Consider the following 11,816-nt stretch of genomic DNA (forward strand, 5'->3'; position numbering starts at 1 on the left):
CGCAGTTGATGGCGATCGACAAGTCAGACCCTGTTCGCGTGCAATGGTTGCTGGCGAGGTAGAATCCCACCCTCGCACGCCGCGCGGCGCATCGAGCCGCCTGCACCGCCCCCGATCCGGTACCTTCCATGACCGCACTGTTCACCGACTGGCAGCATCGCCTCACCCACCGCAAGGTCTGGGCACTGGCCGCGCCGATGATCCTGTCCAACGTGTCGGTGCCGCTGGTGGCGCTGGTCGACAGCACGGTCGTCGGCCATCTGCCGCACGCTCACCAGTTGGGTGCGGTGGCTGTCGGCGCCACGCTGTTCACCTTCATGGTCGGGCTGTTGGGCTTTCTGCGCATGGGCTCCACGGGCTTCGCCGCCCAGGCGGCCGGGCGTGCCGACGGCGCCGCGTTGCGCCAGGTACTGGTGCAGGGCCTGCTGCTGGCACTGGGCTTCGCCGTGCTGATCGGCGCGCTCGCCCTGCCCTTGAGCCAGTTGGCCTTGCAGGCGATGCAGCCCAGCCAGGCGCTGCATGCCGCGACCGAAACCTTCTTCCACACCCGCCTGCTGGGCCTGCCAGCGGCCCTGGCCAGCTACGCCCTGGTCGGCTGGTTCCTGGGCACCCAGAACGCCCGCGCGCCGCTGGCGATCCTGCTCACCACCAACCTGCTGAACATCGCCCTGAACCTGTGGTTCGTGCTGGGCCTGGACTGGGGCGTGCTCGGTTCGGCGCGGGCTTCGGTGATCGCCGAATGGTCCGCAGCGCTGCTGGGCCTGGCCATGACCCGCCCGGCACTGCGCGCCTGTCCGGGACGCGTCGACTGGTCTGCACTCAAGCGCTGGGGCGCCTGGCGACCGCTGCTGTCGGTCAACCGCGACATCTTCCTGCGCAGCCTGGCGCTGCAACTGGTGTTCCTGCTCGTCACGGTGCAGGGCGCGCGTCTGGGCGAGGCGACGGTGGCGGCCAACGCGCTGCTGCTCAATGGCCTGCTGCTGACCGCCTATGCGCTGGACGGGTTGGCCCATGCCGTGGAGGCGCTGTGCGGGCACGCCATCGGCGCGCGGGATCGGGACACCTTGCGCCGCGCTCTGGTGGTGGCGGGCGGCTGGTCGCTGATCGTCAGCCTGGTGTTCGCCGGACTGTTCCTGGTCGGCGGGCACCTGTTCATCGATCTGCAGACCGACATCGACAGCGTGCGGGCCGCAGCCTACCCCTACCTGCCTTACCTGGCGCTTTTGCCGCTGGTGGCGGTGTGGAGCTATCTGCTCGACGGGTTGTTCATCGGCGCGACCCGCGCGCGGGAAATGCGCAACGCGATGCTGCTGTCGGTGGCCCTTGCACTGCCGGTGGCGTTGGCCCTGCGCGGGTTGGGCAACCACGGACTGTGGCTGGCCTTCCTGGGGTTCATGGGATTGCGGGCGGTGACGTTGGGATGGGTGGGGTGGAAGTTGCGTCTACGTTCGCAGTGGGTCCGTTGAGCTTCAGATCGTACAAGGTCTTCATGATCCGGCGGTGGAATCAGCGTTTGAGGGCCAGGGCTTGAGGTACTGTTGAGCGTCTTCCTGTTGCGAGTTGATGCGTGTCGGCATGCAACATGCCTGGCGTTTTCCGTAAATTTGTCAGTCGTTGATAAGCCTTGTGATCTTGCTCAATCCAGCGCGCTTGGCAACGGGTTTGCCGGGCGTTTTCCTTAGTCGTTTACCGGATTACTCAATCAAAATGAAAACCATCCCAACCAGTCCGATAGGCATTTGTTTCGTTGCAGGTTTGCTCTTTGCCTCCAACGCTTTTGCGCAATGCGCTACCGGCGTAGACACAGGAGGCGGAAATTGCATTCCTCCTGATGCGGCAGGCATGCCTGGCTACAACGAGGGAGGCAACTATCCGCAGCCCCCCAAGGCTGTTTGGGTAGATACATGGGGTGCTATTTCAATCGACAGTGATTCGGGAAAAGCCGGAACTGTGACTGATTTCGATAGTAAATCAGCCGCTGCCGAGACTGCGATGCACGACTGTAGAGCGAGAGGTGGCAAGCGTTGCCAGTTGGTGCTGACCTACAACAATCAGTGTGCAGCGGTTGGCTGGGCATCGGATGGCTACGGCGTCGCCAGTGGGGCTGATGTCGCCGTGGCCGAGAAAAGTGCGCTGAGTGAATGTCGCAAGGCTGCCAGAAGCGAATGCCGAGTTGTCTATAGCGCCTGCAGTCTCGCCAGAAGGGTCAAGTAACAGGCATGAGTTGATGCCCGTTCAACGGGGGCTGCACTCGGCCTGCCGTTGTATTCGTCGCAGCCTTCGGCCTTGAAGACCAGTCCGGCTATGTCGTCGGCCTAGGCTCTTGGACGCTCGCTTAGTGGATCGCACAGTTCGTTCTTCCATCCATACACCTCGCCTTCCCACACCAGCCCGACACCGCCAGGGTATTGCTGATGACCTGTCTGCCAACCGCTGGGCCAACCGCATGAAGCTGCGGGTACATGATCCGGCTAGCTCCGTCATTAGCGTGGGGGCGAAAGCTCCCTGCTCACAAATTCAGTCCTAATTGCTCAACCGCGAGATCACGTCGTTCAATCCCACCGACAACACATGCAGATCCTGGCTCGCAGTCTGGGTGCGCTGGACGTTGCCCTGGTTGGTGGTGGCAATGGCGGTGATTTCGGTCAGGTTGCGGGAGATGTCTTCGGCCACGGACGTTTGCTCTTCCGCGGCCGTAGCGATCTGGCGGTTCATTTCGCGGATGGCTTCCACGGCGCTGGTAATGCGTTCCAGCGACGAGCCTGCCAGCGCCACCTGATCGACGCTTTCCTGACTGCGGGCCTGTCCGCTTTCAATCGCCTGTGCAGCATCGACGGCGCCGGTCTGCACCGAACTGATGATCTGGTTGATTTCCGCCGTCGAGGCCGCCGTGCGCTGGGCCAGTGTGCGCACTTCATCCGCGACCACCGCAAAACCGCGCCCGGCATCGCCGGCACGGGCCGCTTCGATGGCCGCATTGAGGGCCAGCAGGTTGGTCTGCTCGGCGATGCCACGAATCACTTCCAGCACTTTGCCGATCCGACCGCTGTCGGCCTCCAGACGCCGAATGACGTTGGCGGTGTTGCTGATCTCGGTGCGCATCTGGGTGATCGCGGCAATGGTCGCGTCCATAACCTCGCTGCCTTCCTTGGAACTACGATCTGCTTCGTCAGCGGCCTGTGCAGCCTGAGCCGCATGGCGGGCAACTTCTTGGGCAGTGGCGGACATTTCGGTCATCGCCGTCGCCACCTGATCGGTGCGCTCGAATTGTTCGTGGGTGCCCTGGGCCATCAGCGCGGCAATCGCCTTCAGCTCGCCGCCGGCGCTGTCCAAGTCCTTGGTGCTGCGCTTGAGGCGGGTGAAAGTCTCGGCGAGGAAATCCCGCAGTGTGTTGGCGGCAACCGCCAGATGCCCAAGCTCATCATGACGGGTGATGCTGACGCGGTCGCTGAACTTGCCCTGGCTCAATTGCGCTACATATTCGATCAGCATGCGAATCGGGCCGACGATGTTCCGGTTGACCATCCACAGGGTGAGCACGCCGACCAGCAACGCCGAGGCGAGCATGACTAGCGTGCCGACGAGAATGGTCCGGTCGGCGGTACTGCTGAGAATTTTCGACCGCTCATCACTCTGCTTGCGTAGGTCGGTCACCAGACCGCTCATCTGCTCGCTGGTAGCACGGTCAACGCCCTTCACGGCGGTGTCACCGGCGACCGGCTCATTGCCGGAAGCGATGTAAGCATCACGGCCTTTTCGATAAGCGACTCCCAGTGTGCGGTGCTCGGTGCGAAGCGCGTCGACTCGAGCCTTGGTCGTGGGGTCCAGGCCGTCCATTGCACTCAGGCTACTAAGGGTATCCTGCACCTGACGTTCCTGGTCTTCGAACTGCGCCCAGAACTTGTCGCGATCTGCCGGCTGCTTGCCACGCAGCAGCACGTTCTTCCACTCCTGGACCTGAATCTTGAATTGCAGGTTGGCCTGATCGACCAGTTGCGAGGCATGCAACGGGCCGTCGAGCAGACCGCGATAGGCGTGCACGTTGCTGGATAGAAACTGGAAACACGCCAAGGCAATGAGCACGACCAGCACGAGGCTGCCGCTGACCAGCGTGAGAATCTGCAATCTCAGGGATTTCGACATACGAGGACCTCAAAAGGGAGGACAACTTGCTCCGAGTACCACTCGGAGTTTTGTGTGGCTTGCCACATCCCTGTGCCTTGGCTTCAGATCGAACCGAAACCAGGGCCTACTAAATCTAATTCGGCGTCTAGCGGTGATTCTAAAATGCTATCTTACTGCGACCGACAGGCGGCAATTGCAATCAACAAAACAGCAGTAAGCCCAGCCGCTTTGAAATTTCACAAACGCGAGAACATTGCATTTACTGAAACTCCGATCAAGTCAGCACCGGCAGCCTGACCGCTGCTGAAATAGCGCTCCGTTCATCCACGCCAACACGTCTTGCCCATGAGTCAGATGAGCTTCTCCGCGTTCGAATAGGCCGGTAAGCGCAAACACTACATGAACATACTTTTAGCCAAACAAAGTAACTTTCACACTTGCGATTCAAAGCAGATCTACAAGCGCTTTTGATAGCCCTGTTCCTCGCGGCGCCAAGACAGATATCTGACAGATAGAGTCACGCACTCAAGAACTGGCCAGGTGTTCTACAGCTCGATCTCAACGTATATGCCTCGACCAGAATCTCTTGGCCTTGTCACCAACTGAGCTCAGCGCAACGGTCACTCACAGTTGCGATCAAAAAGCCCGCGATGAACGCGGGCTGTCTGCGGGTCAGGAGGACAGGTAGGAGGACCGAGTCAGCCCCAGGCGCAACGCGTCGAGGAACTGGGTCCGTTCGCGGGCGCTGATGCTGGCGCTGGCGACCTTGTCGCGGTAGTGAGTCATCAACTCCTCCGGCGACAAGTGCACGTAGCGCAGCATGTCTTCGATGGTGTCGTGGGTCTCGATACCGGCGTGGTACACGCTGCCGTCGGCGTTCTGGTAGATGTTCACCGAATCGGTGTCACCGAACAGGTTGTGCATGTCGCCGAGAATTTCCTGGTAGGCGCCGACCAGGAACACGCCCAGCAGGTAGTCCTCGCCTTCGTTCACCGCATGCACCGGCATGCTGGTCTCGATGCTCTGCTCGTCGACGTACTGCTTGATCTTGCCGTCGGAGTCGCAGGTCAGGTCCTGCAGCACCGCGCGACGAATCGGCTCCTCGTCCAGGCGGTGCAGCGGAATGATCGGCAGCACCTGGCCGATGGCCCAGGTGTCGGGCAGGCTCTGGAACACCGAGAAGTTGCAGATGTACTTGTCGGCCAGCTTGTCGTTGAGCTCGTCGAGCACCTGGCGATGGGAGCGCTGACGCGCCTTGAGCGAGTTGTGCAGGCGACGGCACACGGCGAAGTAGCACTGCTCGGCCAGGGCTTTCTCGGCCAGGGTGATCTTGCCGTCGGCATATTGCGCAGCCACATCGCCCATGTAATGGGTGGCGCGCCAGTAGGTCTCGGTGACCATCTCGATGTCGGTCGGCCCGAGCAGGTCCACCAGCCACTGCACGGTCTGCGGCAGGGCGTCCTTGTTCTCGATGGTCGGCACGTCATCGTTGTGGCTTTCCACGTCGGTGACCTGGATCACCAGCATGGCGTGGTGCGCGGTCAGCGAGCGGCCGCTTTCGGAGAAGATGTGCGGGTGCGGCAGGCCCTGCGCGTCGCAGAACTCCTTGAGCATGCCCACCACCACGCCGGCGTAGTCTTCCATGTCGTAGTTGATCGAGCTGGCGTTGCGCGAATGGGTGCCGTCGTAGTCCACGCCCAGGCCGCCGCCGACGTCGATATGATCGACCGGCAGGCCGAGCCCGCGCAGCTCGCCGTAATAACGAATGGCTTCCTTGAAACCATGCTGGTAGTCGGCCAGGTTGGCGATCTGTGAGCCCATGTGGAAGTGCAGCAGGCGAATGCCCTGGTCCAGCCCGGCGTCACGGAAGCGCGTCACCACCGACAGCAGCTGCGCCGCCGAAAGCCCGAACTTGGACTTCTCGCCCCCGGTGTCGGCCCATTTGCTCGAGGCCAGCGACGACAGGCGCACGCGCAGGCCCACCTGGGGCTTGACCTTGAGTTCGGCGGCTTCCTCGATCACCAGGGCGACCTCGGATTCCTTCTCGATGACGATGAACACGTTGTGGCCGAGCTTCTGCCCCATCAGCGCCAGGCGGATGAACTCGCGGTCCTTGTAGCCGTTGCAGACGATGGTGCCGCCCTTTGGGGCCAATGCCAGCACGGCCAGCAGCTCGGGCTTGGAGCCCGCTTCCAGGCCAATGGAGACGTTCTGGGTGGCGATGATGTTCTCCACCACCGCCTCCTGCTGGTTGACCTTGATCGGATACAGGGCGGTGTAGCGGCTCTGGTATTCCAGGCGCGCGATGTTGGCGTCGAACGCGCCGGTCAGCTGGCGAACACGGTCTTGCAGGATGTCCGGGAAGCGCACCAGCAGCGGCAGCGACAGGCCGCTCTGGCGCAGTTGCTCGACCTGCTCGTAGAGGTCGATGGGCGAGCTGTGCGGGCCGTTCGGACGCACTTCGACGCGCCCGGAATCATTGATGGCGAAGTAACCTGCGCCCCAGTTGCGGATCCCGTAAACACGGCGGCTGTCGGCCGCGGTCCATTGGCTGCCATCGTCTTTGCGTGTGCGTCGTACGGACATTCAAGTCCCCTGTCGATAAGTTCTGGATACTGCCCTCGCCCATCGGGCGCGCGCAGTATGAAAGCTGAAGATGACGATTCGTCCGTCTGCGCAGGTAGACCCTGATCACAGGGACGAGTTTAGGCGCTGTGTGAAAAGCCGCGGCGAAGGCTACTGGCTCAACCGCCTGACTTCTTCGCCTTGAAGCCCTGTTTCACCAGTTCGCCGATCAGCAGGTCGACGTGATCGCCCTGGATCTCGATGACGCCGTCTTTCAAGGCGCCGCCGGTGCCGCAGCGGCGCTTGAGGGTGCTGGCCAGCTCCTTGAGCTGATCCGGCGGCAGCGGCACGCCGCTGATGGTGGTGACGGTCTTGCCGCCGCGACCCTTGCTTTCACGTCGCACACGGGCGATGCCGTCGCCTTCGGCGACCACCGGCTGCTTGCAGGCGCATTGGCCCACCGGCTGACTGCAATCGGGGCAATGCCGACCGGCGTCGGTGGAAAACACCAGGCCACCGAGGGCGGAGAAGGAAGAAGCTTTCTTGGCCACTTTTGTTCCTCTGGCTGAGGACAAAAACTGGTCGGCGCCCAGGAGGCTGGACCGACCGCGAAGCCCCACTCTGGCAGGGGCGGCGCTACTGCCGCAAGCATCGCGACAACCCCGCAGGGGCGCGCAGTGTAACGGTAAACCCATCGCTTGCTAAGTATCGGATTGCGCCATTTTGCGCAGGTATTGCGACGCGGCGGCGCCAGGCTCGCGCACTTGCCCGCGCCACGTCCATCGGGCCTTCACAGGTTCGCCTTGTAGCGCTGCAGCGCCGCCAGCGAATCCGGGCAGTAGTCCTTCACCTGGCTCTGGGCCTCGGCCTGGGCCAGGGTCATGAACCGTGCCTCCATCACCTCTTCAGGCTGCAAGCGCAGCGGCGCGTCCGAGACTGCCGAAAACACCGCGCACCACAGGCGGTTGCCCGGTTGATCGAAGTAGAACCGTTCGTGAAAACGCAAGGGCGCATCCGCGATGCCCAGTTCTTCTTCGAGCTCGCGGGCCGCCGACTCGGCATAGCTTTCATGGGCGCCGACCATGCCGCCGGCGGCCACGTCCCAGAAACCGGGGTACAGCGCCTTGCTCAGGGTTCGCCGGTGCACGCACAGCTCGCCCCGGCCATTGAACAGCAGAATGAAGGTGCAGCGCCCGATGAGCCCGCGCTCACGCAACTCGGCCCGCGGCAGAGCACCGAGGTAGCGATCCTCGGCATCTACCCAAGCCACGAGTTCGGCGTCGGAGGCCGCGCGGTGCGCAGCCTCTTCGGGGCTGGGGATCATCCCTGCGAGAGCAACTGGCGCAGGTCGATGACCGCCGCGTTGGCGCGCGAGATGTAGTTGGCCATGACCAGCGAGTGGTTGGCCCACATGCCGAAGCCGCTGCCATTGAGCACCATGGGGCTCCACAGCGGCTCCTGGGACGCTTCCAGTTCACGGATGATCTGGCGCACGCTGACGGTGGCGTTCTTCTTGGCCAGCACGTCGGCGAAGTCCACCTCGATGGCGCGCAGCAGGTGCGACAACGCCCAGGCCTGGCCACGGGCCTCGTAGAAGACGTTGTCGATCTGCAGCCACGGCGTCTCGACGATTTCCTCGTCGACCTGCGGCGCCTGGCCAGCCTGCACGGTTTCGGTCTTCAGGTTGCTATTGAGCTTGACTCGGCCGACGCTGGCCGACAGGCGCTGGGACAGCGAGCCCAGGCGCGTGGCGACGTCACCCAGCCAGTTGTTGAGGTTGTCGGCGCGAGTATAGAAGATCGCGCCCTTGTCGCCGGCAGCCAGGCGCGCCTGGTAGCGGCCAAGGGACTTGATGCCCTCTGCGAACTCCGACTCGCTGGAAGGCAGGATCCAGCTCTTGTAATCGAAGTTGAAGCGCGGCTCGGCCTTGGCCAGGTCGGCGTCTTCGGTGGACTGCGACTGGGAGCGGGCGAAGTCCTTGCGCAGGGCGCGCGACAGGTCGCGGACCTGGACCAGCACGCCATATTCCCAGCTCGGCATGTTGTCCATCCACAGCCCCGGTGGGAAGCGGTCGTTGGCGATATAGCCCCCTGGCTTGTCCAGCAGGGTGGCGGCCACGGTCTTGAGGGTTTCGGTGGTGGTATAGCCGATCACCATCTGCTGGCCATTGCTCTGGGCAGCCGCCTGGGCGTTCTGCTGCACCGGGAACAGCGCCGGTTCCTGGCTCCAGTACCAGCCCAGGCCGATGCAGACCAGAAGATAGAGGCCGACCAGGGTCAACAGGGCGCGGCCCCAGAGACCGCCGAAATAGCTACGGGTGGCGGCGCCACGACCGTCGGCGCGCTCGCGCCGCTCGGCCTTGGCCTCGCGGTTTTTCCAGTCCAGCATGGCGTTGTCCTTAATCAATCATGAAGGTTCAGGGGCTTGGACCGCAGCCCTTGGCCAGGGTGCCACGGCAGGCCCGCACCCTGGCACTATAAAGCAGACGCAAGCATGCGCATAAGCGACTCTGCGGTCGCGAATTGAATGTTCGGGCGCCTCGCTTTGCTGACTCGCGGCACGCACGGGCTGTGTAAGAGGTGATAGCATGGCGCCATCATCGAGCCTGCACCCCAACTTCCTACAAGCAGCCAGGACATGACACAGCCCGCCGAGCACAGCCACGAGCGCTTGCGTCAGCATTTCGCCCAGCGCGTCATTCACCAGGCCCGACAGATGCTGGGGATCTGGCAGCGCCTGCAGGGCGGCGAATGGAACAGCGCCGGACTCGCCGAACTGGGCGATGCCAACCTGTGCCTGCAACGCTATGCCGAACGCTTCGAGCAGCCTGAGCATACCGCTCTGGCCCAGGCCATAGGCACGCTCCTGGCCACCCTCGAGGTCGGCAGTGCACGCCTGGATTCGCCAGCGATCGGCGAGCTCGAGCGCCTGATGCAGCGCCTGTCGCGCACAGGCCTGCGCCAGGGCGACCAGCTTGGCAGCGTGCACCTGCCCGCCGTGGGCAAGCCGGTCTACATCCTTCTGCAGGACATCGACCGCGCCGAACGCCTGGTCCAGCAACTCGCCTTCTTCGGCCTGAGCACTGCGGCGCTGGACAGCAGCGCAGCCCTGCGTGCGGCGCTCAGCGAATGCCTGCCCGCAGCGATCGTCATGGACGTGGACTTCAGCGCACGCGGCGCCGGCCTGGCCCTGGCGGCCGAGGTCCAGCAGGGGCTGAGCACGGCGATACCGCTGCTGTTCTTCAGCCGTCACGACGCCGACACGCCCACCCGCCTGGCCGCCGTGCGAGCCGGCGGACGGGAGTTCCTGACCGGCACGCTGGAAGCGTCGAGCCTGCTGGAAAAGCTCGAGTTGCTGACCAGCGCTGCCCAGTACGAGCCGTACCGAGTCCTGGTGATCGACGATTCACGGGCACAGGCCCTGCACACCGAGCGCCTGCTCAATGGCGCCGGGATCGTCACCCGCAGCCTCACCGACCCGATGCAGGCCATGGCCGAGCTGGCCGACTTCCAGCCCGACCTGATCATCCTCGACATGTACATGCCCGACTGCAGCGGCGCCGAGCTCGCCAAGGTGATCCGCCACAACGACCGTTATGTCAGCGTGCCGATCATCTACCTGTCTGCCGAGGACGACCTGGACAAACAGCTCGACGCCATGAGCGAGGGCGGCGATGACTTCCTCACCAAGCCGATCCGCGCCCGCCACCTGCTGACCACCGTGCGCAACCGGGCGGCGCGTGCCCGCCACCTCAAGGCACGCATGGTCCGCGACAGCCTGACCGGGCTGTACAACCATACCCACATCCTGCAACTGCTCGAAGATTGCAGCTTCCGCGCGAGGCGTGAACAGCGGCCGTTGAGTTTCGCGATGCTGGACATCGATCACTTCAAGAAGATCAACGACCACCACGGCCACCCCATGGGCGACCGGGTGATCAAGAGCCTGGCGCTGTTTCTCAAGCAGCGCCTGCGCAAGACCGACTACATCGGCCGCTATGGCGGCGAAGAGTTCGCCATCGTCATGCCCGACACCGGCCTGGACGCCGCCCACCAGGTGCTGGACAGCATCCGCCAGCGCTTCGCCGAGATCCACTACCCTGCCCAGCCTCGGGACCTGCAGTGCACCTTCAGCGCCGGCGTGGTGCAGTTCGACGAGGCGTTCGACGCGCTGAGCCTGGCCAGTGCTGCGGACGAAGCGCTGTACCGCGCCAAGCATGCCGGGCGCAATTGCGTGATGAGGGTCCAGGCCCAGGCTGCGGCAGATCCAGGGCAGCAAGGCGAGGCTGGGTAGCGCATCAGTAGCGGCACTGTGCCACTTTTTTTTGGCGCCAAGCCGGCGTCGTCATCACCGCGTCACAAAACCGCAATACGTTCAGGCACCTACCTCACCGTTGCCTGGAAGTCTGCGGCTATGCGCCTGAAGTGGCTGACCAATTTCAATACCCTGTTGCTGGTGACCGTCTGCTTCGCGCTCGGCGCGACCTTGTGGTGGTCGCAGCGCGCCCTGGAGCGCCCCTACCAGATGATGGAGCGCTACCTGAGCCTGTCCCAGCAGTTCCAGAACCAGGCGGCGGGCAACATCCAGGCCTACCTGTCCAGCGGCGATGCCCTGCGCCACGCGGCCGCCATGGAGGCCACTGGCCGGCTGCACGAGGCGCTCGGCCAATGGCCGCAGGCGCTGGCCGACCAACTGCGCCCGAGCCTGGACGGCCTGCAGGCGTTCACCGCCAACGAACTGCTGGCGGCCGGCAAGCTGGCCGGGGACCCGCAGGCGCTGTTGCTGCAAGCCGAACGGGAACTGGCGGCCAACTTCGAGCAACTGGCGAGCTATGCCCGGGACAGCGGCAGTACCGACGCACCGCGCTACCTCGCCCCGCTGCTGGAGGCGTCGCTGCACCTGGGGCGCATGGCCTCGGCACGCGACAAGCTGATCAGCAGCGGCCGCGCGGAGCTTGCCGACGAGGTGGAGCGAGAACTTCAGCAGATCCGTACCCAGGCCCAGCAGATCGACGCCCTGCCGCTGCTGGGGGTGACCCGTGCCGCCGAATCCAGCGCCGACGACTTCGCCGCGATGATGGGCCTGCAAAGCCAGGGCGACGAGCACAAGGAAGACGTGGCCGTGGG

8 protein-coding genes and 1 pseudogene are annotated in these 11,816 nt (G+C 63.9%); 3 read left to right on the forward strand and 6 right to left on the reverse strand.

What is annotated here, in order from left to right; all coding sequences use genetic code 11:
- The first annotated feature begins 128 nt into the window (after positions 1 to 128).
- Positions 129 to 1,466, forward strand: a complete 1,338-nt coding sequence (locus IAE34_RS04680) for an MATE family efflux transporter (protein ID WP_200137696.1) — start codon at positions 129 to 131, stop codon at positions 1,464 to 1,466.
- Between the two features lie 160 nt (positions 1,467 to 1,626).
- Positions 1,627 to 2,214: a DUF4189 domain-containing protein gene (locus tag IAE34_RS04685; protein ID WP_200137697.1), complete on the forward strand. Its 588-nt coding sequence runs from the start codon at positions 1,627 to 1,629 to the stop codon at positions 2,212 to 2,214.
- Here the strand turns inward: IAE34_RS04685 and IAE34_RS24665 are convergent.
- The 6 genes and pseudogenes from IAE34_RS24665 to IAE34_RS04710 form a co-directional block, all read right to left on the reverse strand.
- Positions 2,178 to 2,429 (reverse strand): annotated as a pseudogene (locus IAE34_RS24665) (hypothetical protein); the annotation flags it as partial. The gene IAE34_RS04685 and the pseudogene IAE34_RS24665 sit on opposite strands and share 37 nt — an antisense overlap.
- A gap of 94 nt (positions 2,430 to 2,523) precedes the next feature.
- Positions 2,524 to 4,143 (reverse strand): methyl-accepting chemotaxis protein, encoded by a 1,620-nt coding sequence (locus IAE34_RS04690; RefSeq protein WP_200137698.1) that lies wholly within the window; start codon positions 4,141 to 4,143, stop codon positions 2,524 to 2,526.
- A 654-nt stretch (positions 4,144 to 4,797) separates the two neighbouring features.
- On the reverse strand, positions 4,798 to 6,711 hold the full coding sequence (speA, locus tag IAE34_RS04695; protein WP_200137699.1) for an arginine decarboxylase: 1,914 nt from the start codon (positions 6,709 to 6,711) through the stop codon (positions 4,798 to 4,800).
- Between the two features lie 158 nt (positions 6,712 to 6,869).
- Complete coding sequence (locus tag IAE34_RS04700; RefSeq protein ID WP_200137700.1) at positions 6,870 to 7,241, reverse strand: translation initiation factor Sui1; 372 nt, start codon at positions 7,239 to 7,241, stop codon at positions 6,870 to 6,872.
- 239 nt (positions 7,242 to 7,480) lie between these two features.
- Positions 7,481 to 8,014 carry an NUDIX hydrolase gene (locus tag IAE34_RS04705; protein ID WP_200137701.1) on the reverse strand — a complete coding sequence of 178 codons (534 nt, stop codon included), beginning with the start codon at positions 8,012 to 8,014 and terminating at the stop codon, positions 7,481 to 7,483.
- On the reverse strand, positions 8,011 to 9,078 hold the full coding sequence (locus tag IAE34_RS04710) for a DUF2333 family protein (protein ID WP_200137702.1): 1,068 nt from the start codon (positions 9,076 to 9,078) through the stop codon (positions 8,011 to 8,013). The genes IAE34_RS04705 and IAE34_RS04710 overlap by 4 nt, the downstream gene beginning before the upstream one ends.
- A gap of 249 nt (positions 9,079 to 9,327) precedes the next feature.
- Between IAE34_RS04710 and IAE34_RS04715 the strand changes: the two genes are divergently transcribed.
- A complete protein-coding gene (locus IAE34_RS04715; RefSeq protein WP_200137703.1) occupies positions 9,328 to 10,983 on the forward strand; it encodes a GGDEF domain-containing response regulator in 1,656 nt (551 codons plus the stop codon).
- Positions 10,984 to 11,816: the final 833 nt, after the last annotated feature.

Origin of the sequence: Pseudomonas sp. S30 (genome assembly GCF_016518545.1) — a bacterium.
Lineage (GTDB): Bacteria > Pseudomonadota > Gammaproteobacteria > Pseudomonadales > Pseudomonadaceae > Aquipseudomonas.

Excerpts from the sequence above, each read along its gene's own strand:
- IAE34_RS04680 (WP_200137696.1), top strand. The coding sequence starts at position 129 with ATGACCGCACTGTTCACCGACTGGCAGCATCGCCTCACCCACCGCAAG.
- IAE34_RS04690 (WP_200137698.1), bottom strand. The coding sequence starts at position 4,143 with ATGTCGAAATCCCTGAGATTGCAGATTCTCACGCTGGTCAGCGGCAGC.
- speA (WP_200137699.1), bottom strand. The coding sequence starts at position 6,711 with ATGTCCGTACGACGCACACGCAAAGACGATGGCAGCCAATGGACCGCG.
- IAE34_RS04705 (WP_200137701.1), bottom strand. The coding sequence starts at position 8,014 with ATGATCCCCAGCCCCGAAGAGGCTGCGCACCGCGCGGCCTCCGACGCC.
- IAE34_RS04710 (WP_200137702.1), bottom strand. The coding sequence starts at position 9,078 with ATGCTGGACTGGAAAAACCGCGAGGCCAAGGCCGAGCGGCGCGAGCGC.
- IAE34_RS04715 (WP_200137703.1), top strand. The coding sequence starts at position 9,328 with ATGACACAGCCCGCCGAGCACAGCCACGAGCGCTTGCGTCAGCATTTC.